20 protein-coding genes are annotated in these 23238 nt (G+C 40.6%); 5 read left to right on the top strand and 15 right to left on the bottom strand.

Going from position 1 to position 23238, the window contains the following annotated elements; genetic code table 11:
• Positions 1-2 precede the first annotated feature (2 nt).
• Positions 3-776, bottom strand: coding sequence for a MotA/TolQ/ExbB proton channel family protein (locus NIES592_RS02200; RefSeq protein ID WP_073554786.1), 774 nt, complete (start codon positions 774-776; stop codon positions 3-5).
• Positions 777-898: 122 nt separating this feature from the next.
• Here NIES592_RS02200 and NIES592_RS02205 point away from each other — a divergent pair, with 122 nt between their 5' ends.
• The gene (locus tag NIES592_RS02205) at positions 899-1258 is read left to right on the top strand and encodes a hypothetical protein (protein ID WP_073554787.1); all 360 of its coding nucleotides are present in this window, start codon (positions 899-901) and stop codon (positions 1256-1258) included.
• Between the two features lie 425 nt (positions 1259-1683).
• The gene (locus NIES592_RS02210; RefSeq protein WP_062249043.1) at positions 1684-2397 is read left to right on the top strand and encodes a tetratricopeptide repeat protein; all 714 of its coding nucleotides are present in this window, start codon (positions 1684-1686) and stop codon (positions 2395-2397) included.
• 283 nt (positions 2398-2680) lie between these two features.
• Here NIES592_RS02210 and NIES592_RS02215 read toward each other — a convergent pair whose 3' ends face one another.
• Together NIES592_RS02215 and psaM are read right to left on the bottom strand one after the other, a co-directional pair.
• On the bottom strand, positions 2681-3091 hold the full coding sequence (locus NIES592_RS02215) for a hypothetical protein (RefSeq protein ID WP_062249042.1): 411 nt from the start codon (positions 3089-3091) through the stop codon (positions 2681-2683).
• Positions 3092-3482: 391 nt separating this feature from the next.
• The gene (gene psaM, locus NIES592_RS02220) at positions 3483-3578 is read right to left on the bottom strand and encodes a photosystem I reaction center subunit XII (RefSeq protein ID WP_009458331.1); all 96 of its coding nucleotides are present in this window, start codon (positions 3576-3578) and stop codon (positions 3483-3485) included.
• A gap of 164 nt (positions 3579-3742) precedes the next feature.
• Between psaM and NIES592_RS02225 the strand changes: the two genes are divergently transcribed.
• The gene (locus tag NIES592_RS02225) at positions 3743-4999 is read left to right on the top strand and encodes an FGGY-family carbohydrate kinase (protein WP_073554788.1); all 1257 of its coding nucleotides are present in this window, start codon (positions 3743-3745) and stop codon (positions 4997-4999) included.
• 82 nt (positions 5000-5081) lie between these two features.
• Here the strand turns inward: NIES592_RS02225 and NIES592_RS24040 are convergent, their stop codons facing one another.
• From NIES592_RS24040 to NIES592_RS02245, 4 genes are all read right to left on the bottom strand, one after another.
• On the bottom strand, positions 5082-5357 hold the full coding sequence (locus NIES592_RS24040; RefSeq protein WP_062249039.1) for a hypothetical protein: 276 nt from the start codon (positions 5355-5357) through the stop codon (positions 5082-5084).
• Between the two features lie 427 nt (positions 5358-5784).
• Positions 5785-6045: a hypothetical protein gene (locus NIES592_RS02235; RefSeq protein ID WP_062249037.1), complete on the bottom strand. Its 261-nt coding sequence runs from the start codon at positions 6043-6045 to the stop codon at positions 5785-5787.
• A 93-nt stretch (positions 6046-6138) separates the two neighbouring features.
• Positions 6139-7035 carry an ABC transporter permease gene (locus NIES592_RS02240; protein WP_062249035.1) on the bottom strand — a complete coding sequence of 299 codons (897 nt, stop codon included), beginning with the start codon at positions 7033-7035 and terminating at the stop codon, positions 6139-6141.
• A gap of 93 nt (positions 7036-7128) precedes the next feature.
• Positions 7129-8148, bottom strand: coding sequence for an ABC transporter ATP-binding protein (locus NIES592_RS02245; RefSeq protein WP_062249033.1), 1020 nt, complete (start codon positions 8146-8148; stop codon positions 7129-7131).
• Positions 8149-8430: 282 nt separating this feature from the next.
• Here NIES592_RS02245 and cas6 point away from each other — a divergent pair, with 282 nt between their 5' ends.
• Positions 8431-9552 (top strand): CRISPR-associated endoribonuclease Cas6, encoded by a 1122-nt coding sequence (gene cas6 / locus NIES592_RS02250; protein WP_073554790.1) that lies wholly within the window; start codon positions 8431-8433, stop codon positions 9550-9552.
• A gap of 295 nt (positions 9553-9847) precedes the next feature.
• Here cas6 and NIES592_RS02255 read toward each other — a convergent pair whose 3' ends face one another.
• The 3 genes from NIES592_RS02255 to NIES592_RS02265 all read right to left on the bottom strand — a co-directional run bounded on the left by NIES592_RS02255 (position 9848) and on the right by NIES592_RS02265 (position 12520).
• Complete coding sequence (locus NIES592_RS02255) at positions 9848-10846, bottom strand: glycosyltransferase (protein WP_073554964.1); 999 nt, start codon at positions 10844-10846, stop codon at positions 9848-9850.
• 108 nt (positions 10847-10954) lie between these two features.
• Positions 10955-11611 (bottom strand): DUF6391 domain-containing protein, encoded by a 657-nt coding sequence (locus NIES592_RS02260; protein WP_062249030.1) that lies wholly within the window; start codon positions 11609-11611, stop codon positions 10955-10957.
• Between the two features lie 642 nt (positions 11612-12253).
• Positions 12254-12520, bottom strand: a complete 267-nt coding sequence (locus NIES592_RS02265; RefSeq protein WP_009458348.1) for a helix-turn-helix domain-containing protein — start codon at positions 12518-12520, stop codon at positions 12254-12256.
• 453 nt (positions 12521-12973) lie between these two features.
• On the opposite strand from NIES592_RS02265, the gene NIES592_RS02270 reads away from it, so the two are divergent.
• Positions 12974-13942, top strand: a complete 969-nt coding sequence (locus NIES592_RS02270; RefSeq protein WP_073554791.1) for a carbohydrate kinase family protein — start codon at positions 12974-12976, stop codon at positions 13940-13942.
• Between the two features lie 625 nt (positions 13943-14567).
• Here NIES592_RS02270 and NIES592_RS02280 read toward each other — a convergent pair.
• The 5 genes from NIES592_RS02280 to NIES592_RS02300 form a co-directional block, all read right to left on the bottom strand.
• Entirely contained in the window at positions 14568-16343 is a 1776-nt protein-coding gene (locus tag NIES592_RS02280; protein WP_073554792.1) for a protein kinase domain-containing protein, read from the bottom strand.
• A 403-nt stretch (positions 16344-16746) separates the two neighbouring features.
• Positions 16747-18390 (bottom strand): tetratricopeptide repeat protein, encoded by a 1644-nt coding sequence (locus tag NIES592_RS02285; protein WP_073554793.1) that lies wholly within the window; start codon positions 18388-18390, stop codon positions 16747-16749.
• 605 nt (positions 18391-18995) lie between these two features.
• Positions 18996-19568, bottom strand: a complete 573-nt coding sequence (locus NIES592_RS02290) for a GNAT family N-acetyltransferase (RefSeq protein WP_073554794.1) — start codon at positions 19566-19568, stop codon at positions 18996-18998.
• A gap of 57 nt (positions 19569-19625) precedes the next feature.
• Positions 19626-21140, bottom strand: coding sequence for a serine hydrolase (locus NIES592_RS02295; RefSeq protein WP_073554795.1), 1515 nt, complete (start codon positions 21138-21140; stop codon positions 19626-19628).
• A 56-nt stretch (positions 21141-21196) separates the two neighbouring features.
• Positions 21197-22939, bottom strand: coding sequence for a protein kinase domain-containing protein (locus tag NIES592_RS02300; protein ID WP_073554796.1), 1743 nt, complete (start codon positions 22937-22939; stop codon positions 21197-21199).
• Positions 22940-23238 lie beyond the last annotated feature (299 nt).

Consider the following 23238-nt stretch of genomic DNA (forward strand, 5'->3'; position numbering starts at 1 on the left):
ACTCAATTTTCAGAATCTGATTTATCTGAATCTGAAATTTCTGGAGGTTCAGAAAACTTATTTTGAGTTCGCTTGCGCGGAGGAAGGAATTTTCCTCCAGTAGAATCTTGAACAATCACTTCGGGCTGGGCGAGGTTAGATTGACTTTTGCTTAAATCAGGCGGTGATTGCAAATAAAGAATTTCCAAATCATTCCCCGCTTTGCGGAATATTTTGACTTGATTAACCAGTAAAGCTTGAAAGAATCGGTAAAAAATCAAGCTGACGATCGCGATTCCCATTCCTAATGCTGTACTGTATAGAGCTTCTCCAATACCAGTAGTCACTCCTGCTGTTGCTTCTGTTCCCAAATCACCAATCTTAATTGATTCCAAAGACCCTATCAAACCCCAAACTGTACCAAACAATCCCAACAACGGAGAAACAGCGATCACAAGTTCTAAAACTTTTTCACCCCGTCGCATCTGAGCTAGTTCGGTTTCTGCTGTTGACTCTAGTGCGAGGCGAAATAGTTCTGGATTGCTTATTGGTTGGCTTAAAGGAGCATACAAAAACCTACCTATAGGCTGGTCAATTGCTTGTCTAGCAATATCCCTAGCGATTTCCCAATTGTTACGTGCAGCTTCTAGAATGCGATTAACAGTTTCTTTTTCCTGATTCAAAATTCGGAACCAGAACCATAGACGCTCTAAAATCACACTTAACGCCAACACCGAAAACAGAAGTAATGGCCAGATCACTGGCCCAACTTTGCGAAATATATCGATAATTTCCACTGTTGAGATTCCCTCCGTCCATTCCTGTAGCAACTATCCCACAGCATTTTAATACTAGAGTGGTAAAGGTGGCTTTGTTGAATTTGAATTAGAAATTATATAGCTAGCTCGTGAATTAAATAATGATGATTGAGCCTAGTTTAGAACGACGTTTGACTTCTGCCCAAGAAGCAATTACTGTCTTGCAAAGAGATTTTGCGCCTGTTGCTATTCAAAAACCAGCTATTAGCAAAATCAGACTAACAAAAGATGGGAATTATTTAAAAATTTTTATCCCACCAGTTGGTTTTTATCCTTTATTTGGGATGGGAAGTCTATTTGCAATCGCTTGGAATTCATTTATTCTTTTGTGGACTGTTGGTGTCATGCTGACACCTTTCCCTAGCAACATACCCTTAACCTTAATTTCACTTCCCTTTTGGGGTGCTAGCTTTCTCATGGGGAATACAGTGTCTCTACAAAATGTATATCCAGTAAGCTAAAGCTTACTGGATATACATTTGATGTGTTGGATTTAAGCGACCCTAGCAATCCAACTAAAATCTTTGTGATCGATGCTTCTACGTTTGGTGGTAGTGCTAATAGTTGCGATCGCTTTAAAAGGGCAGTTGTTGCCAGAATCAAAATTACCCAGGATTCTAACAAGTTGTTGCTTCTACTACTTGACTAGTCTACTAGATTGATATTTGCTGTTTCTGGAATTGACCTTGAGGATGAAGTATCTACTATTAAACTCAAGGATTAATTTAAATATGACGTTATTCATCGTCTAGTGATGGGTAATATTCATACAGGGTGCTTTTCTATGTACTCATAGACACCTTAGTAAGTGACACAGGGGCAGAACCACAAGCACTACAAATTATTATAAGTTGATTCACAGAGCAAGCAGCTCAGGCAGGAAGATATGAACAGCCACTCATTTTTAGCATCTGGTGAACAGCAAAATCACAGATATAACAACGTGTTAAAAACTACCAAAAATCTTCAGCAGCGAGAAAATAACGGTAGCGGCGAATCTGCTTTCGGTGACAGCTACTTACGCTCTTGTGCTTTGAAGTCAGCCCGACAAGGAGACTACATTGAGGCGATCGCGCTGTTGAGTCAGCTGATCAAGCGTCATCCTCAAAATGCGATTGATTACAACAACCGGGGACTAATTTATTTTCAATGCGGCGAAAGCCAAAAAGCTTTTTGCGATTACAATACAGCTTTGCAGCTTAATCCTAAGTTGGCTAGTGCTTATAACAATCGAGCTAATTACTATGCTGCTCGTGGGGAATTAATAGCAGCGATCGCTGACTACGATCAAGCACTAGATTTGAACCCTAGTTATGTCCGAGCATGGTTGAACAGAGGCATTACTTTACGCGACTTGGGACAATATGAAGAGGCTATTGATAATTTTGAAGTAGCGCTGCTGTTTGGTCAGTTAGAAGGTCGTATTTTAGCAGAACGCGGTAGAACTTATCATCTCTGGGGTGAATGGAATTGTGCGATCGCTGATTATCGTCGTGCTTTGCTTTTACTACCGTCGTTTGATACTAAACAGGAAATTCCGGACTCGCGCTTGCGTTTACAAGTGGAAAATTGGTTCAACGAGTTAACCAAAATTCAGTGAACAGTAAGCAATAAACAGTTATCAGCCGAAAACTAGGTATAACAAAGTGAATTCAATCGTATCAAAATACAAATTAAATCCTTATTTTACTGATCACTGTTGACTGATAACTGATCACTGTTGCAGCGGCTAATAGCTAATAGATGATAACTACGTAACTCCTAAACGAGAGCTACTAACTATTAACTATTAGCTGTTAACTATTTTTTGATATACTACGTGTTTATACGTAGGTTATTAGAAATAAACCTATAAGTGTCTAAATGTTAAACCGAAATTCTATTTAAGGAGAAGATTCTACTTGTTCAACTTCTACCGCTTTCGGCTTTATAAGCATTATAGGACGCTGGTTTGGATCAAATCGGTATCCTTGCTCTTGCATAATGCTTTTAGCTTGACGCGGATCAAAATTACGGCTAAATTCTACATTCAAAGCATTTACTCGTGCTTCTACCTGCCTAAGTTCTGTGTTAATTTCTTGTAACTTAGCTTGCCGCGACCAGTGATAAGGTAAAAGTCTTACCAGTGCAGTTACTGCTGCTACTGAAATCACAATATTAACCCCTATCTTTGCTGTTGTCTCCAACGCCATCACTTGGTAAGAACGTTGACGTAGATGCCGCTTTGGTCTGGGAGCAACTTGACGTCTTGGTATTGGTTGTAGCGGGGGTCTGGATGGTTGAATCGCATTCATAATAATTAAAAGAACCTCGCTGATGAAATTGATGCACCGCAAACAATGCTCCTGCGCTGTTTACGGTTTTATTTAGCTGTCATATTACTTCATTTTTTGGAAATTGCTACACGTATGCAGTTAGTCAAAAATAAACCTGGTATACGTACGTAACTGCACATCAAGTACTACGGTTTCAACCGTCAGCCTTCGGCAAATGCACCCGTATTGCCAGGTTTATTGGCTTTTATATGCGATTTTAAAAGTACATGAAGAAGTCAGAAGGCAGCTATTGTGAAGGGAATCTGTGCAAACTATACAACAAATCGAAATCAGGCGGGCAAAACTCAGAATGAAGGATTATCCGAATTGCTGCTCGCCAATTTCGACTTGTTTTGGTTATTGCAATGGTTTATTTATAAAGTTCTGTTGCTAAGCGCCAAGCCAGAAAACCTGGAACCAGAGCCACAACCAAAGCGATGTAGACTTGAGTATCGGATATACTCATGGTTTCAAACCTCCTAATCTCAACAAATTTTGATTACGTTTACTACTTTTCCTTGTTTTGCCAAGAATGGGGAATAGGTTGTTACAAGATGAAACAAAACAAATGGGTTGGTTGTTCGTGGTTGGTTGTTAATAAAGGATTGTTAAGAAAATTTTGATGTGAATATGGGTTTTTATCTGGGTATTGATTTTGGGACATCTGGCGCACGAGGTATGGTGATTGATGAAGTAGGGATTATGCAACAACGGGTGATATACCCGTTTGAGATGTACCCTCGCGTTGACTTAGCAAATATTTGGCAGATGGCTTTGTTTAGGCTGCTAGACCAAATTTCTGGGGAATTGAGGCGAGAAATTAGAGCGATCGCTATCAATGGTACTTCTTCAACTGTCTTGTTGTGCGACGCTGTTGGCAATCCTGTAGATGCGCCTTTGCTGTACAACGATGGACGGGGTGCTGTGGTGATGGATAGGTTAAAGAGTGCAGCACCCCCAAATCATACTGTTTTAAGTACAACCTCAAGCCTGGCAAAACTTTTGTGGATGTCACAGCAAGCTTTTTTCACCCAAGCTAAATATTTTCTGCATCAAGCAGATTGGCTAGCATTTCTGTTGCATGGACAATTGGGTATTAGCGATTACCATAATGCTTTAAAACTGGGTTATGACGTAGAAACTTTGCAATATCCACAATGGTTGGAGCAACTGCAAATTTCTATTCATCTACCTAAAGTAGTAACTCCTGGTAGTGCCATCGGAGAAATACGCCCAGAGATTGCTGCTAAATATAATTTCCCCAAAGATTGCTTGGTGTGTGCAGGTACAACAGACAGTATTGCAGCATTTCTTGCTAGTGGTGCAGAGTCACCAGGAGAAGCAGTGACTTCTGTTGGTTCCACACTCGTACTGAAGCTTTTAAGCCGTACCCGTGTAGAAGATGTCAGATATGGTATCTATAGCCATCGTTTGGGGGATTTATGGCTAACTGGAGGTGCTTCTAATACTGGTGGTGCTGTGCTGCGGCAATTTTTTACTAACACCGAATTAGAAAGTTTGAGCCAAGAAATTGATACTAGCCAAGCAAGTGCTTTGGATTATTATCCCTTGTTGAAACCAGGCGATCGCTTTCCGATTAATGACCCCAATTTACAGCCACGACTAGAACCACGTCCAGATAATCCTGTGGAATTTCTACATGGGTTATTAGAAAGTATTGCCAGAATTGAGGCACGCGGATATGAGTTATTGCAAGAATTGGGAGCAGATAAGTTAACTCGTGTTTATACAGCCGGCGGCGGTGCAATAAATGACACTTGGACGACAATTAGGGGGCGGTATTTACAAGTCCCGGTGATGCGTTCTATGAATACAGAGGCAGCTTATGGAACAGCTTTATTGGCAATGGGAAGAATGAGAGAATGAACTGCTTTTTACACCCGATAATAATATATATGTTGGTTTATCTCCTTTCTTTAAAATAAGGGTACTTCGTAATCAGCGAATATCATCTATTCCCTTTACCAGCATTACCAAACGATACTAGTCCCCATCCTGATGCTAAACCGCTAGAATGCGATCGCAACAAATCAAGATGAACTTCCCCCCATTCTCCTACTTCAATCCATTTGCCATCAACTAAAACCTCAATTTCTAACCCGTTGCGGGTGTGGGGATGTGAGGTTTCGTTCAGGCGGTAGGATACTCCTGGAAGCACAGCATCAAGAATGCTTTCAAGGAATTGGACTTGAGAGACGCGATTACCAATTAACCATAGGTCCATTTGATGAGGTTCACCCACATGCCATCCACCACATCCCGGCGATAACAAATACCAGGGTGGAGAATGAGTTGTTCTCCCTGTAGATAGGAAAGTAACTCCGGCATCATCGCGGTGGTGTGAGTTCTAAGTAGCCTACCGTCTAACCCCCGACGGAAAATCCATCTGTGTCATCTGTGTTTATCGGTGTTAGAGTTACCCAAGATATAGTGGTTTGCGATGAATTCTAGTGGAGGAAAAACGAACACTCATGGAACACAGATGAACACCGATTCTTCTACAAGTTCATTACTTTATAGGGTGTTCGATTTCTGTTAATATTTTTGGCGTTGCATATTTGCGGGGTGATTTGAGAATTTGCATCAAAAATAATAACCGCGTCTGGGTGTCAGCCTAAATCATCGCATTATTCAGCAACGCTAGATTTGTACTAATCTTCAGTTGCAGGAGAAATCATCGAACCAGTGGCTTCGCCTTGAGAGTCTAACTGAACTTGTTCTACTGATGCTTCCATACTGGTATCAGTGACATCACTAAAATATGTACCAAACAGTTTGTCATAGTTGGATGCAACCGCTAAGAATGCTCCACCCAAAATATAAATAGGTAGCGGTAATTGCAATCCTTGTACCCAGTCAAATAACTGTGCTAGGGCAAACAGCACTACGAAGCAAGCTAGCCAAACTCTCATTTTTATACCTGCTAAATCCAAATTATTTTAGCAATTTAGGTTCGTAGTTAGCGCTAAAGCGCCAACTACAAACGTATTACCCTCTCACCCCTTCTACGAAAGAGTCCGCCGCAGTCTGGGTTGAATAACTAACAAAGCAAGGAGAGCAAAGCCTAACAATACAGCTAGGGCGCTACCAAAGGTAACGTCACCCCAAAAGGCGTGCATCACCACGCTACTTAAGCCCCAATCTTGATGGGTGTAAAGATAGCGAATCGGTTCGATGGCGTAACTAAGGGGATTAAGGGTAGCTACAACCTGCAACCACTGGGGCATAAACGATAATGGAGCTAAAGCTGTGCTGGCAAATAATAGAGGCAGGTTTGTAACAAAAATTACTGCTATGAGTTCGATGTGTCCGGGTAGGGCAAAAGCCAAACCTAAGCTGAGGGCTGTTACACCCAAAGCTAGAAGAAAGACAATCAAAGCAATAGTTGCCAAACCAGCTATATCGGGTACTCCTGCACCGAGAAACCCTGCTGCTGCGACTATCACGGCTGCTTGCAGCAAACTTTGGCTGATGATAAAGATGGCGGAAGCCAATACAATTGAATATCGTGATGCCAGAGGAGCAACTAACAGCCGATTCAAAAAGCCGAATTCACGGTCAAACATGACTGGTAAACCGGCATTTAACGCTCCACCAAAGGCAGTAAAAACAATAATACCAGCACTGAGAAATTGGGCGTAATTTGTTGTGCTGCCAAAAATGCCTTTGGGTGCGTTTTGAAATAAAGCGCCAAATAGCACTAACCACATTACAGGTTGAATAATACCTGCAACTAAGGTGGAAGGACGGCGCTGCAATTGAATAAATAAGCGGCGTGTCAAAGCCACGGTTTCTTGAACTAGCTCACCAACAAAATTAGGAGCTGTATCAGCGTAAACTTGTGGTGCAGCCACTTGCTGCCAGTTAATTTGTGATTTGGGAGGTATAACAGTACCACTCATATCTATTTTGGTTGTTAGTTAGTGGTTGGTTGTTGGTTGGTGGTTGATAGTTGTGGTTGTTCCAAACAACAAACAACTAACAACAATCAACACTTATCTCATATTTTGCTTTTTCTCTGCTTTGGGATCACGGTTTCCCAGGGCTGCTAGTTCTGCATCCATGAGGGTGCGTCCTGTGGCGGTGAGGTAAACGTCGTCTAAACTAGGACGAGATTGGGCAATCCCAAATACAGGTAATCCGGCATGATTTAGCGCTTGTTGGATGGTTATCAAAGCATCATTTTGTGGTGTTACCACTAAGTTGAGAGAATTTCCTTGAGCGCTGTTGATGATTACTTCTTGCACAAATGCCAGAGGTGTAAGTAAGTTTTTGGCTTTTTCTGCTTCTTCTGTGGGTGTAAACTCGCGGATACGCAGGGTGATGCGATCGCCTCCCACTTTATCTTTGAGTTCTGAGGGTGTACCATTGGCTATGACTACACCCCGGTCAATTATCGCCACGCGATCGGCTAAAGCGTCTATCTCTTCTAAATAATGGCTGGTAATCACTACAGTAGTTCCAGCTTCACGCAATTTACGCAGAAATTCCCAGACAATAAAACGGCTTTCTATGTCCAACCCCACTGTTGGCTCATCTAAAACTAGAACATCTGGTGCATGTAGTAATCCGGCTGCCAAGTCTAGGCGTTTGCGTAAACCACCAGAGTATGTGCCAGTCTTTTGATCTGCGTATTCTTGCAAACCGAGTAAATTTAGCACCACCTCAACGCGCTGTTTTGCCACCGCCGCGTTTAAGTGATAGAGTGCTGCTTGCAGTTGCAGGAGTTCGCGTCCAGTTAATATTTTATCTATAGCTACTTCCTGAGCTACATAACCAAGTCTTTTTCTAGCGGCTCTCGGATTATCTATCACGGAAATGCCAGATACTTCGATTTTACCAGCATCTGGTGTAGTGAGAGTACACAAAGCACGTAGGGTAGTAGTTTTGCCGGCTCCGTTGGGGCCAAGTAAACCAAAAATTTCTCCTGGTTCTACCTGAAAGGAAACATCCTTGACGGCTTCAACCGAACCGTAGCGCTTTTTAAGGTTTTCAATTAAAACGGCGGGAGCCATGACAGGTAATCCCTAATAACTATACAAATCTCAACAGTGTCTACTCTTATTTTAAGAGTTAGGAGTTAAGACTAATGATTAGAAAAATATTTAACTTTCATCATGTGGTTCTTATACTAGGGTGATTGCAAGTCATCTGTCCAAAGACTGATGAATTTTATGCTGTCACCTGCAATGTGTAAAAATTTTATCTGCTCAAACTTCAAAAGCGATCGCTCTGTTAAAATTACCTTTTGTTCCCCTCCTGGGGAATAAAAAACCAATTCTTCTAAATTTTAAACAATGCCTCGCAGTCACCCAAGCATAATTAATAACTACGAATCTCACCTCAGCTGGTCAGCCAACACAGAACTAGTAGGATTAGTATTTGAATTAGCCCCCAAAGCAGATGTTTCCATTTATCCCCAATACACCATTGGACTGCACGCTTGGTTTCTGGATCAAGTGCGTGCTGTAGATCCAGAACTTTCTGCTTACCTCCATGATGGCGAGTCAGAAAAACCATTTACAATCTCTGCATTAGATGGAAAATTGGTCAGCAGTGGTAAACAGTTACACCTTTTTGCTAGCAATACTTACCATTGGTATGTTACAGCTTTATCAAAGCGGCTAGTAACATGGCTAGCACAATGGCTGAAAAACCCACCCACAGAAGTAAATTTACGGAATGCACCTCTGCAAATTAAATCGTATCAAATTACTCATGCGGTCACATATGCTGAGTTACTCAACTCTGACCATGAAGACACAATAGCACTGCAATTTTTAAGTCCAACAAGTTTCCGTCGCAAGGGTCATCACCTACCCTTGCCAATGCCTACGAATGTCTTCCACAGTTATCTGCGTCGTTGGAATGACTTTTCGGGTATACCTGTTGACCAAGAAACATTTTTGGCTTGGGTGGATGAGCATGTATTAATTACTCGTCACCAACTGACATCCGCAAAGGTGCTAGCAGGAAAGAAAGGTGCTGTTACAGGTTTTACAGGCACAGTAGAATTTGGTTTAAGTAAACAAGCAGCTAAGCAACCAGAGTTTTATAAGTTATTTTATGCTTTGGGAAAGCTTGCACCTTACTGTGGTACTGGTCACAAAACTACCTTTGGATTAGGACAAACACGTTTAGGTTGGTCATTACAAGCAACGCCAGAAGTGCCAAATGTGGAAAGTTTATTGGCAAAAAGAATTGAAGATTTAACAGATATTTTTAAGGCGCAACGCAAGCGGACAGGAGGAGTGCGGGCGCAAGAGATAGCAGCTAAATGGGCTACTATTTTGGCACGTCGGGAAATGGGAGAATCTTTGCAAGTTATTGCCCAGGATATGGGGATACCTTATGAGACGGTGAAGACTTATGCAAAATTAGCAAGACGGGCTTTGGCAAACAATTCTGATTCTGTTTGAGGGTTGAATTGGAAACGCAAAGGGACGCAGAGGAAAGCGCAGAGGGACGCAGAGTTTAGGTTTTGGTTAGGTTGAAGGACTAGAGAGGTTTTTTCTACTGTATGAATTTTGTGATTTTTTGACTTATTTTTTCCTACCGATTCTGGCATTTCTTATCTTCCCTCTTGAGGCGATCGCTTATCTTAGTGCTATTCGGATCATAACCCCTATTCGCCACCTGTATCCCTGAAAAGAAGTTGGGGATCTGCCTCTCTCTATGTTGCTCACCGCGTTCAATTACATAAATAATTAATTATTAAATTTTGAAATACTTCTTTTTCACCTTATTAAACAGTGTTTGTAACCGTAATTGAGTCACACGGATTTTTGTTAAATTATTGATATTACCAGGATAATCTTTTTTATGATCAAAAAAGTCATTTAAATCATCTAAAATCACTTCTAAACGTTTGATAATATTTTCATGCCTGTATTCTGCTAAAAACTCTTCAGATAATACCGGTACTTTCCAATTATTCAATAGTTTCAGAATGCGTTGAATATCATATTCTTTTGAATAAGCAGCTATTTTATAGCAATTAAAACCAGGATCTAAGTAATCAGATAAACCACCATTAATACTAGAAAAAACCTGACATCCACAAGCTATAGCTTCCAAAGGTTGCAAGCCAAATCCTTCACTTACACCTTGCTGTGTCCAATATTCAGCAGAATCATAGAGATATATCTTAGCTCGATTAAAAAGTCCCGGTAAATCCTCGACATAGGAATCAACAACAAAAACTTGACATTTTTGTCGTAAGGCTGGAATCAATTCTTGCATCAAATATTGCGAAGATTTCCGAGCCTGAACTAACACATCAATATCTCTTTCTAAGTGGATATTTTGAAACTCGTTACCAATTTGATTGGGTAAATAATATATCAGTGAATGGGGTGAATGTTGTCCCCAATATCCCATGGTATTGCGGCTAACAGTAATGATAGGAATACTTGCAGGCAATTTAAATCCATAACCTGCACTATGGGCATGATAAACAACATTATATTGCTTGAGTTTAGTAGCAAGTCTGGCTACATCAAAACCCCAGCTGATCACAAAAATCACATCATCTAATTTTTTTTCTTGCAACAAGTCATCAATAAAAAGTTTTCCTTCTTCTTTTTGACGATAAGTAACGATATCAGCATGGCAAAGATGTTTGGCAAGATGAAATGTTTTTAATTCTGCCCAAAGACCACCACAAGCAAACTTTCTATCTGTCCCAGGAAGTAAAAAGTAAAGTTTTCTCATTAGCTGAATTGTTGATTGTTGTTTGTTGGTGGTTGGTTGGGAATCCATTATATCGTTTGTCTTCCTTGTTTTCCTTGTCTTCCTTGTCTTCCTTGTCCCCACCTCTTCCTACTCCTCCTGCCAGTATACTTTTACAAAATACGCCTCCTTTCCCCATACATCTGTTGTACGCGTTATGTTTTCAATTTTCAAATTAAAGGGAATGGCAGTTGTGATGTATCGTTGTGCTAAAGCACCCACATCAGGGGCTAATTCTGCTGCTGTCGTTGCTGCCAAACCTAAACCTACGAGTTGTTCTATTATGCCTAGTGGTAGCAATATATGCATACCAACTGCAAATCCTGCTGTCAACAGCATTGCTACTGATGCATTTGTACCGCAGCGAGGATGTATAGCTAAATGCCACTCCCCATTGATCAATCGATGTAAGGCAAGTGTGGCTGCACGCCGCAAGTCGCTAATATTTACCTCTCCATAAAGATAGAAACCTTGCTCTGTGGACAATCCACCCAATAATTTGTTATCTATCTGAACATTATTGGAGATGAATGCGGAAGGATGGGTACTTTTTGATTCGCTCAGCATCCACACTGTGGCATGTTCTAAAGCATGAACTTGCCGAAGCATGAGAATTTCTTTCAACCCTGGGATAAAAGATAGCTGTTTAAGTAAATCAGCATCTAAGGTGGGTTGAGGTGCTGTTAAATCAAAATTAAATAAGTCTAAGGGAAACCCATCTATTTTGGCATAAGCAAAATTATTCATAAGAACACTGCTCGCTAAACTGATGGAGCAATACATATTTCTTTCAAATGTACCCTTTCAGCCTATAGATTGTTGCTAATTTTTGTTGACTAGGGGCTAGCTTTCAAGGGTAGGTTTTCTAGATTTTTCGTTTTAACAACATTACATTCACTTGAATACTTATGCTGTTGCGTAGACTCGTAATTGGTAATGGGTATCGGTTAGCCAGCGCGGTCTACCCGTAGGGAAGCCCTACGGGTACGCCAGGTGACGCCACGTGCTACAACTCTTGGAACCCCCAAGGGCAGATTGGCTACTTTATGTCGGGGAAATAGTCCACCACACTAGCTCACCGCTTGCACGTCTATGGGGGTTTCCCCATGAGCAACTGGCAAACCCGTAAGGGTAATGGGTAAGGGTAATTAAGATAATGATGATTTTCCTATGCCCCATGCCCAATGCCCAATACCTTAACTCGTACAGTCGGGATGCTTAACCTGGCATATATTAATTCTCATCCTTGGGTAAAGACTGTTCCTAAGCTTAACCAATCTTCCAGTAGTATGTGGCGCTGAATTTTGAAAGGTTGACACTTAACATCAGGCGTGAGGAGAAAAATGAACAAAAACCGATCAAAATGGGCTTGACAGCATACTAGTAAGTTTATTCATTATTGGGATTAGGCAAAGGACAGCAGTTTACATCATCCAAGCAGACTTTGCCCCAGTGCAAAGCCCAGCGGACAAGGGCTACTCGATTGTCTGTACCAGTTTTGGTGAGAATGTTGCTGATATGGTTATCAACTGTACGCTTGCTAATTTCAAGCTTTGCTGCAATTTCCTGATTAGTTAAGCCAGCGGCCACTAAGTCGATAATTTGCAGTTCTCTGTCTGACAGACTTACAGGTGTCTGAGACTCGCCACCAGCCATGCTTTATTTTATCCTCCTTGGTATATGTACTCAATCACTCTTTATCATTCTAGAAGATTCTTTAGCTGGTGGGAGTTTCAAGTGTTAGTATTAATACTCTTTTCACAAAGGTCTAGGAAATTGGGAATAAAGATTGGCAATTAGGATGTACAATCATTGTTAACTTAACCCTCTAGCCCTTTCTCAATACACCATTTCTACCTTTATAGCTCCTTTTTCAATAAATCTTTATTTAAATGGGTTATTTAGTAATTTTTTGAGAGTTCATTGATTTCACATAATACATAATAAAACCCTTTATTATAGCCTAAAAAGTAATTTTTAGCAAGCGTGTCACCAATATTTTTATAAGTATAAAAAAAGCTGTTTAATTGTATTAAATATCGCCGCCAAAATAATAGAAATTATTGTAGATTTTTTACTGGAAAATCATCTTCCAAAATTTAAAATCAGATGAGTAATTCCCGTGTTTTATGCCTGGGTGAAGTTTTGTTTGATTGTTTAGCTGATCAGTTGGGGCGATCGCTTGAGGAGGTGGAGTCCTGGACTCCTTATCCGGGGGGAGCGCCAGCTAATGTAGCCTGTGCCTTAGTAAAGCTCGGTATACCAACGGGATTTATTGGTTGTGTAGGTGAAGATCAGCCAGGCAATGAACTGGTAGACTTATTGCAAAGAGTCGGTGTAGATACTACTGGAGTACAGCGCCATCCTACAGCACCAACGCGACAAGTTTATGTAGTTCGCTCTCTCGGAGGCGATCGCCACTTTGCCGGATTTGGACAGTACGACACCACAGAATTTGCTGATACCCGCCTGGAAGCCAAGCAATTGCCAATCAAGCTATTTGAGGCAGCAGATTTTCTAGTTTTAGGTACTTTGGAATTAGCTTATCCAGAAAGTGGCAAAGCAGTTCATCACGCCTTGGAACTAGCACAAGAGTATAATCTCAAGGTTTTACTGGATGTGAATTGGCGTCCTGTATTTTGGACTAACCCTGACATTGCACCGCAGACAATTCGCACTTTATTCAAGCAAATCGATTTTCTCAAACTTTCACTAGAAGAAGCTGAATGGCTTTTTGAGACTAGAAAACCCAGGGAAATTTTCAACCGTCTCGACTCCGTGGAGGGCGTGATAGTAACAAATGGGGAACACGGTTGTGCTTACTCGTTTGAAGAACAAGATGGTGAATTACCCGCCTTTGCTGTTGCTGTTGCTGATACAACTGGAGCAGGAGATAGTTTTGTTGCTGGGTTCATCTATCAAGTCCTAACGCATGGGATCAAAAGCTTGAGTGATCCAGTAAAAGCTAAACAAATTGTCACCTATGCCAGCGCTGTCGGAGCCTTAACGACAATGAAACCAGGAGCGATCGCATCTCAACCAACAAAAGAGGAAGTGGAAGCTTTTTTGAGCCAATAGTCATTGGTTAGTGGTTGGAAATCACGCCTGATGTGAATTGAATATGGAGACGCAATATTCCTTGCGCCTGCTAAAAAACGTTTTTTAGAAATCGACCACCGATACACACCGATAAACACAGATAACACAGATGGATCTTTCATGGGTGGTTGGGTGGTCATTGGTTTGTTGAGTATTTCCCATGATCTATTAGCGCCTTTGTTAATTCACATTAGACGTAAATCAGTTTACAGTGGACAGTGTAGACGCGCAAGCAACTTCCCGTAGGGTACTCATATTTTTATATTTTTATACTGCGATTGTTATTGTGGCGATCGCCAAAATGTAAAGCGTCATTCATTCATAATTCAGGACTTATATCAAGTCCGGCTAATTACTTACGATATTATTCTGATGCAGTTGGGCATTGGGCATTGATTTTTCCCATTACCCATTACCAATTACCAACTACCGGCCTTCACAGATATGATAAGTCTTTAAACGGAGATGATATTACACAGCTGGCACATTGCGATCTCCAATAGTAGTATTTATGTACTATAAGTGTACATGAAATAAACTAGACTACATTACCAATTACCGACTTCAACAGATAATACGAGTTTTCAAGCGGATACGATTTTACTTATTTCTTAAAATGTCTACGCCTGTAACGATCTTGATATTTTGCAATATACTCAACATTCTGCCGCTCTATTTCTGATAGTAAGTTAGCAGGAAATTCCTTTGGTGAATATCTGGGACGATACCAAGGCTGACTATCAAAATATTTTTGCAAGCCGGGAGTATCAAAACGCCGACCGTGACGGGCAAAAATAGAATTTCGCATAATATCTAACTCAAATCCATCTTTTGCATCTAAATCTGAGTCTGTCACCAGTCTTTCAGAAAGCCAAGCATAATCTTTGACAGTGGTAGTAGCAACTGATGGTGTTGATGGAGTAGAAATATCCTTGAAATACAAGCTGTCTGCTGATGTATTGGCATCTTGACTAGCAAAAGCACAATAGGCTTGGGAGTTGTCTTGTCCGTAAGTTTTTAGTAGGTTGATGCAACTGTTGCGATCGCTAAACTTAGCTACATAAACTTCAAATAATTCTTGTCCTGACAAGTTTGGGTATTCTGGTATCCAAAACATTCCTGCTTGGGGATAACCTGCTGTTTGTAAAGCTTGGACTTGCTTAGCAGCTGTTTGTGAATTTGAATAAGCAGAATCTGCTAGGAAATAAAAAGAACTGGGAACAGTGGTAGGATTTGACTCTTTTTGAGGTTGAGGAATTTTATTTATAGATGAACTAGAAGGTGATAAGGAAGCTTTATTTTCTTCTGCAACTTGAGATTTAGAGGTTTGCGGAATCTGTGAAGTTACTAGTGGCTTGTCCAAAGACGGTTGAGAAGACTTTGTTAAGGTCAAACCAATAATCACAGATGCACCGATGAAACCGCCTGTGATCACACTTGCCATCAAAATACTATTGCGGCTATTACTTTTATGGTTGGGTGGTGTATCTAAATTGATAGTTGGAGGTGGTGGAGATGACGTCGGTGGTTGAGTCAGCAAAGGTACTGTAGGTGGAATTGGACTGACTACACCCTGTAAAGCATCTAGCATTTCCTTGGCACTAGCAAAGCGATCGCGGGGATGATACTGTATTGCTTGATCAATTACTGATTTCAGTGTAGGGCTAACATCCATTACATGATTGTGCCAAATGATTTCCCCAGTGCGTGGATCTGTTTCTAGTTCTTGGGGTTGTCTACCTGTGAGCAAGTAAATAGCCGTTACGCCTAAACTATATAAATCGCTAGAATAAACAGGTCTACCTGCTGCTTGTTCACTGGGCATATATCCTGGTGTACCAATCACAATCGAACTAGTAGGACTACCGTGAGAATTTAACACCGTTCCCATCGATTCCCGTACTGCACCAAAATCTATTAGCACAGGTTTGCGATCGCGATGACGCAAAATAATATTGTCCGGTTTGATATCGCGGTGAACAATCTGTCGGGAATGTACGTACTCTAAAACTGGTAACAAATTGACTAATATATCCCGGACAGCACCTTCACTAAATAAGCCCTGCTCTTTGAGCTTAGAAGTTAACGTATCACCTTCAATCCACTCTTGGACTAAGTAAAATTGACTATCTAACTGAAAATAAGCATACAGTGTGGGAATTTGGTCACTAGAACCACCCAAGTCTTCCAAAATAGCTGCTTCCCGTTGAAACCGCTCTTGTACAAGTTGGTAAATCTGGGGGTTATTCTGAATGGGTTTGAGTTGTTTAATTACACAACAACGGTGGGAGGGCATTTGAGTATCTTCCGCTAAGAAAGTCTCACCAAATCCACCGCTTCCCAAAGTCTTAAGAACTTGATAGCGGTTATTGAGCAGCATGTGCTTGACATCCTTTGGCTGTCAAATTAAAAACAACGCAAAGCGCTATTTCCCATTATGCTTCCAAGTATAAAACTTGGCTGATGCCAAGTCTACCAAATTATTCAGTACTCATAAAAAACTTTCCCCTAATATCTGGAGAGAGTTGTGTTTTTAACAGCAATAGCCACCTTCTAGTCGTTCTCTCACAGACATGCTAGCAACGCATAATTCATCTGTGTCCACCCCCCTCTATCCCTAAACACAAATCTTACCACGTAGCATCTATCCCGCCTCGGAATAAATTCCGAGTCTCATAGCAAAAGTCCTCTCAAGAGGACTAAATGAAAAATTCAGTCCACTTTGAGTGGACTTTCACTATTAGCCTGGAACTTTAGTTCTGGGCGTGATAGATGCTTAACTATTAAAGTTGCGCTACCGTCATCGGTAAATCGGCATTTTTCCAAGCAGCTTGAAAACGCTTTTGTACTGCCTGTGCTGCTTCGGTTTTCCCTTGTGCTTCTAGACTCTGGGCAAGCCCTGCCAACGACCAGCCATTTTCTGGAAAGTACTGCAAGTCTTGTTGATAAACAATCTCAGCTTCTGCTGGTTGATTAGCTTGGAGTAAAACTGCTCCCAGAGATTGGCGGACGGGGTAATACCAAGGTGGGGGTTCGTCATAATTGAGTTTGTCTTCCAGACTTACAGCTGTTTTGAGGTGAGCGATCGCTTGATTATAATCACCTTGTTTCGCAGCGAGTTTACCTGTTAAAACTTCAACAGCAATTTTCAGGAGATCGGCAGTAGTGTTAGTATCCCAAATTGTCACTTTTGTCAATGCTGGATCAGTGGCGATCGCTTTTAGCTTTTCCAGTTCCTGGGTACCTTCCTGAAATTGATCTTTGGCTACGAAAGCTGTTCCCCGCGCATAGTGCCAAACTCCATTTACATACTGCAAATCTTTGGCTGGGGCTGTTTCTGCTAAAATCTCATCCCACTTACCAAAGCGAATCATGGTATAAAGTGGTATGGAATAGTAATGTTGTAGTGTTCCATATCCAGGTTCCCGCATTTTCTGTTCATCTGCCATAGCGGCGGTATCATAGGCAGCTTCCATAGCCAGTTTTTGGTTGCCCTCCATTGTGGCAGCAGCCCAGAGGAAATGATGATTATGTGGTACGTAGGCTAGAGGATACATACCTTGCTTGTGGCATTGGGTAATGTATTCTTTGTCAGCAGCAATAGCTTTTTGATTGGCGACGACAGCATCGTGATACCGCCCGACACGGATATAAATATGTGAGGGCATATGTACGAGGTGTCCAGAACCAGGAACTAAATTAGCCAAGCGATCGGCTGCTGCGATCCCTAATTCAGGTTTTACAGCTTCCACAGTATGAATATATAGGTGATTAGCCCCGGGATGATTAGGATTACGTTTTAATACTGCTTCCAGTGTATGCAAAATTTCTTGAGTTTCTGGCTTGGGTTCGCCATTTTCTTGCCAGTAATCCCAAGGCATAGTATTCATCACCGCATCAGCAAACAAAGTCGCTGCATCTAAATCGTCTGGGTAACGTTTCGCTACTTCTCGCATTGCATTTGCATAAGCGATATTTAGAGATTTACGGTCTTCCACTGGTTTTGCAAAGTAGCGTTTTGCCAATGCTTGGATATAAGCTTTTTCTTTCTCACTCGCTTGATCACTCAGTTGCAGTGCTTTTTGTAGGGCCTCCCAAGCAGGAGACACAGCCTCATCAGTCATAGCAGCATTGATATTTGCACCAAGGACAAAGGCTACTCCCCAGTTACAAATAGCACAGTTTGGATCGAGTTTAGCTGCTTCTCGAAAAGAACGTTCAGCCTCAGCATGATTAAAACCGTATGTCAGAATTAGACCTTGGTCAAAGTAGCGCTGGGCAAGTTGCGATTTTGTGGAAATTGGATGATGATAGTTGCCCAGATTATCAAAAAGCGGGGCAGTAGCAGAATTCTGTAACTTTACAGAAGGACATCCTGATAAGCCAAGAGTAATAATCAGGGTCAATATACATAGGATGCGGTACATTTTTTCTCCTCTAAGTTAACTGGATACTTTAATAAATAAGATTTTTTTAATTAGGATTTACGCAAAAATTTACCAATATTAATTTGTCAACAACTACCTTAAAAATAGAAGTCGTTGCTAGTTTTATGTATGAGATTAATATGGTTTAAAGCTATGACAGATAATTATGTTTTCTGAGACTTGCACTAACTGAATCTCCCGCCAAGAAATAAATTTCAAGGGCTTTGAGTCCAAGTCTATTAAAGTAGGCTAAAATCCATGCTAAAAAATCTTTTTAGTCCTCTTAAGAGGACTTTTACTATTAGCTATAGGTTAAAAACCTATGGCAGTTTTTGATATGCTGCAAGATTTCAGTTTTAAAAAACGAACACCGATGCACACAGATGTACACAGATGCATACAGGTAGATTATCCATATGCTTTGATGTTATCTGTAAGTGTTTTTTCTAAAAAATAAGTACACTGTTTCAGACAAGCGCTATATCAGAGGTTTATTTAGTTTAGTTATCTGAGTTAGTCTAGGATTTTACGCAGTGCTGTAGACTTGTTGCATCAATTCTTAAACTAACTTAATCCTCCGTAAAGGAGGGGAAGATTTGGTTCTATTAACTTTCTAAATTCTGCCATTGACTTTTGAGAATTCCATAATCAATAATGTCTTCGTATTGACCCCATTTGCATATGTGTTGACGGCGACATCCTTCATAAGTCATACCAATTTTTTGCATAACTCGCCCAGATGCGGGATTATGTGAAAAATCAGATGCACAGATGCGGTGCAGTCCTAGTTTATCAAAGCCATATCGCAATACTGTTTTGGCTGCTTCAGTACAGTAACCTTGTCCCCAATAAGGTTTACCAATCCAGTAACCCAATTCTGCGTGGTTATGTTCTTGGTTAATTCCTAAACCGATCGCACCACATAATTTACCTGTATTATTTAGGGCGATCGCAAAGTTGACATCTTTACCTTCGCTGAATGCTGTTGGATGAGTTTTAATCCACTCTAAGGCCATACCATCTTCATAAGGATGGGGAATGTTGAGAGTCGTTGCAGCAATTTCCCGCGCACCAGCCAAATTTTGAACATCACCTGCATCTGCAAGGCAAAATGGTCTCAAAGTAAGTCTTTGGGTTTGCAGAGTTGGTTGCTTCACCTGATAAATAGTCCTATCCATGCACTTGATCTCGGCTTTGTATGGTTAACGTAGTTATGTACTACAAATACATCAGGTTTATTTACGATTCCTCATTTGCTCAAATACAAGCCGAGAAATATCTGGGAAAGCATTTTGACTAGCTGCGTAGGCTGGATCTTCTCCAAAAAGAGCAATAATATAACGAGTCTGGCGGTCTTTAGTTGCCACATAGGCGACTTCTTGACGAGATGCACTAGTCCAACCTGCTTTAGAAGCAAAAACGATTTGATCTGCATCAGTGGCTAAAGATTCACCCAAAAAATTCTCTACAGGATTAAATTCATCTGGATTCGGTGGCTGTAGTTTCCACGCTTCAGGATGTAAATCCCTAGTTAACAAACTAGCCATTTGTTCGCTATATTCAGGTCCAACAGCTTGACCTGTAAAAATTTCGTACATCAATCTGGCAGTTTGGTAGGTTGTAATTTTGTTGCGCCTTGGCTGACTAGGATTATCACCACGTAACTGTAAATCAGCGCCTTTGGGTTCTGTAGCTTTTAAGTAAGTAATCGGATAAGTTTTTTGACTAACATTAATATTTTTATATCCAGCTTTTTGAAAGAAATAATTTAACGATTGTCGCTGTTTTTTCCATGTTTGAAATTGTTCATCTGTTAATTTATTTTCAAAAGAATAAGTCCCACTAATAACATCAACTATACGACTAGCAGCATCGTTATCTGATTTCAATATCATTGCATTTAAATCAGAATTGATAGTGTGGTTAAGTGGAATTAAACCTTGTTTGATTTTGGCTTCAAGTATAGCCATCCAAAATAGTTTAACTACACTGGCAGGATATCTAGGCATGTCTTGTTGATAACCTGCAATTGTATTTTTATTTAAGTCTATTAATGTAATTGATAGACTTTCTGTTGGTAGTTTTTTATCCTTGACATAATCTAATATATTTTTCACGATGCCACTTAATTCATCACTTTTTTTTAAATTAGGGGGTGTTTTGATATTATATATGAAATATAAATTTCTGTTTGCTAATTGAGCAGATGAGTCTAATGATAAATTAACTGGTTGATTAGATGAATCAGGTTGATTAATAACAGGATTTTGAGTACTAATAATTGGCGGCTGAGTTGGAAAATTAGGTTGATGTTGTATAGGCAAATTATTGACTGTTTCAGAATTTTTATTCTTCGCTCTTTGTGCTAAGAATGAGCTAAAGCCAAACAAACTGACTATTGTTAGTACAACTAAAGCAATGAGTCCGTAAAATTGTAAGTGCGGTAATTTCCTGAAACGAGATTTATTCATATTTGCAGTATATTTGCTTGGAAGTGGAGTTTTTCGGCGTTTAGCTATAGTTCCTTTGTTTCGGACATGTACCTTTTGTGGAGATGAAACATCAATAAGACTTGTAGACAAAACAGATTTTTGATTTCCTGCACTATTAAATTCTGCAATCCGCCTTTGTAATTCAATATTTGTTTGTTGTAAATTTCCAATAACTTGGTAAGCACGTTGTAACTTGGCTTCAAGTTCGGCGATTTTGCGATCGCGGCTATCTGGTTGTCGTTTGGATTGCTGATCCACAAGCTACACCTTGAATCACTACAAGGCAGAAATTATAAGGTATAAACTACAAAAAATTAACTTTTACGCAGAGTTCTAATAGTTTTATAATCTGCGATTTTGACTTGACCGTTTTCGGATTCTAAAGAGTAGCGTACCAACAGAGTATCAAAGGAAGTATTAGTTGGATCTACTTTGCCATCTTTGATCAGCGTCCGTTCTTCTGTAATTTCCACTTCTATAGTTGCTTGATCGCCACTAGCTTTGAAATTTTTGACTGCATCAAGACTTTGTACTCCATAGTTGTAGTGAGCATTATTTCTCTGCAACCAATCAACAGAACTGAGACATTCTTCTTCCTTACCGCCATTTGCTAAACATAGATCAGGGTCATCTGTTTTTTTTATATTGTCTCTATAGGCTTTACCTGTGAGTAATTCTTCTCCTATATCTGTTCTGTAGGGAGGAGCAAATATTTCCCGCTTAGCTGTGATCCAATTCTTCAATACTTCTACAGCTGCTGTTTGGGAAATCGAGGCATTTGTAGGTGGTAAAACAATCGGAGTAGTTTCAGCAGATGAAGTTATGATCGGTGTGGGTGAATCAGGAATAACATTACGTTCTGGAGTAGAAATTGATATTGGTTGGGGATTTGTGGGAGGGGTGACAGACGGTGAGGTAGATGCAATTGGTGAAGGACTAATTCTTGTCACAGACTGATTTTGTTGTGAAAAATTATTTCTCAAAATCTCCATCATCCACCAACCACCGACGATAAATACGCCGATGACACTGCCTAAAATCACAGCTTGCTGCCAAGTCCCCAAACCCTTTTGGTTTGGGGATGTAGTGGGTTGGGGGTAAGCGACTTGCTGTTGGTTGTTGGTGGGTGGTTGGTGGTTGATTGTTGGCGGTTGCTGTACATATTGCCCTGGTGCTGGTACGGTATGTACTGGATTCTGGAAAACTGGTACTGTAGGTGCTACTGGTGTTGATCCACTTTGTAATGCTGCCAGCATATCTCTAGCACTGAGATAGCGATCGCGTGGTGATTGTTGAATAGCCTTATCCAACACCATTGCCAAACTAGGACTGACATTCAAAGCATAAGGTCGCCATAGAATCTCACCCGTAGCAGGATCAGTTGCCAACTGTTGCGGAATCTTACCTGTAAGTAAATAAATTGCTGTTAACCCCAAACTATAAATATCACTGGCAAACACAGGTCTTCCAGCAGTTTGTTCCATTGGCATATATCCAGGTGTACCAATCACAATTGATCGAGTGGAATTCCCAGAAGGAGTTACCACCGTACCCATTGTTTCTTTGACTGCGCCAAAGTCGATCAAAACTGGTTTGCCATCAAAACTACGAATCAGAATATTGTCCGGTTTAATATCCCGATGTACCATGCGCTTGCTATGGACATAATTGAGAATCGGCAAAATATTGATCAAAATATCTTTTACCGAAGCTTCACTCATCAACCCTTGTTGTTGTATTATCTGGGTTAAAGTGTGACCCTCAATATATTCTTGAACTAAATAAAACTGTCCATTTTCAATAAAGTAGGCATACAACTTGGGAATTTGATTGCTTCCATCACCCAATTCTTCTAGAATCGCCGCTTCTCGTTGAAACCGATCTTGCACCAGTTGGTAAACCTGCGGATTATCAACCACAGGTTTGAGTTGTTTAATCACACAACGACGACCAGAAGGCATCTGAGTATCTTCTGCTAAAAAAGTTTCTCCAAATCCACCACCACCAAGCACGCCCAAAAGCTTGTAGCGATTGTTTAACAGCGTCGGTGTGTTCATACTTTTTCCTACATAGTATTTATTTCAACATAGATACAGTTATTTCTCGAAAAATTCCAGAAAAATCAGTAATCAACTCACCTAAAGCCAAACCTAACAACTAACAACAATTAACAATCAACCACCAACGGAAAATCTATCTGTGTCTATCGGTGTGCATCAGTGTGCATCGGTGTTCGATTTTTTACAGCCATTTTCATTTAAATAGAACACAACCTCACCCCGCCTCTGGCACCCCTCTCCGAGCTCACGGAGAGGGGATAGGGGTGAGGTTCGAGTGTGGTCAAATCAATTGAAAT

The sequence above is a fragment of the Fischerella major NIES-592 genome (genome assembly GCF_001904645.1).
GTDB classification, from domain to species: Bacteria; Cyanobacteriota; Cyanobacteriia; order Cyanobacteriales; family Nostocaceae; genus Fischerella; species Fischerella thermalis.

Coding starts and splice junctions, on each gene's coding strand:
- NIES592_RS02255 (WP_073554964.1), bottom strand. CDS start 10,846: ATGAGAAAACTTTACTTTTTACTTCCTGGGACAGATAGAAAGTTTGCT.
- NIES592_RS02245 (WP_062249033.1), bottom strand. CDS start 8,148: ATGGCTCCCGCCGTTTTAATTGAAAACCTTAAAAAGCGCTACGGTTCG.
- NIES592_RS02300 (WP_073554796.1), bottom strand. CDS start 22,939: ATGAACACACCGACGCTGTTAAACAATCGCTACAAGCTTTTGGGCGTG.
- NIES592_RS02205 (WP_073554787.1), top strand. CDS start 899: ATGATGATTGAGCCTAGTTTAGAACGACGTTTGACTTCTGCCCAAGAA.
- NIES592_RS02260 (WP_062249030.1), bottom strand. CDS start 11,611: ATGAATAATTTTGCTTATGCCAAAATAGATGGGTTTCCCTTAGACTTA.
- NIES592_RS02265 (WP_009458348.1), bottom strand. CDS start 12,520: ATGGCTGGTGGCGAGTCTCAGACACCTGTAAGTCTGTCAGACAGAGAA.
- NIES592_RS02285 (WP_073554793.1), bottom strand. CDS start 18,390: ATGTACCGCATCCTATGTATATTGACCCTGATTATTACTCTTGGCTTA.
- NIES592_RS24040 (WP_062249039.1), bottom strand. CDS start 5,357: ATGGACCTATGGTTAATTGGTAATCGCGTCTCTCAAGTCCAATTCCTT.
- NIES592_RS02280 (WP_073554792.1), bottom strand. CDS start 16,343: ATGCTGCTCAATAACCGCTATCAAGTTCTTAAGACTTTGGGAAGCGGT.
- NIES592_RS02235 (WP_062249037.1), bottom strand. CDS start 6,045: ATGAGAGTTTGGCTAGCTTGCTTCGTAGTGCTGTTTGCCCTAGCACAG.
- NIES592_RS02270 (WP_073554791.1), top strand. CDS start 12,974: ATGAGTAATTCCCGTGTTTTATGCCTGGGTGAAGTTTTGTTTGATTGT.
- NIES592_RS02215 (WP_062249042.1), bottom strand. CDS start 3,091: ATGAATGCGATTCAACCATCCAGACCCCCGCTACAACCAATACCAAGA.
- cas6 (WP_073554790.1), top strand. CDS start 8,431: ATGCCTCGCAGTCACCCAAGCATAATTAATAACTACGAATCTCACCTC.
- NIES592_RS02240 (WP_062249035.1), bottom strand. CDS start 7,035: ATGAGTGGTACTGTTATACCTCCCAAATCACAAATTAACTGGCAGCAA.
- psaM (WP_009458331.1), bottom strand. CDS start 3,578: ATGAGTATATCCGATACTCAAGTCTACATCGCTTTGGTTGTGGCTCTG.
- NIES592_RS02225 (WP_073554788.1), top strand. CDS start 3,743: ATGGGTTTTTATCTGGGTATTGATTTTGGGACATCTGGCGCACGAGGT.
- NIES592_RS02210 (WP_062249043.1), top strand. CDS start 1,684: ATGAACAGCCACTCATTTTTAGCATCTGGTGAACAGCAAAATCACAGA.
- NIES592_RS02290 (WP_073554794.1), bottom strand. CDS start 19,568: ATGGATAGGACTATTTATCAGGTGAAGCAACCAACTCTGCAAACCCAA.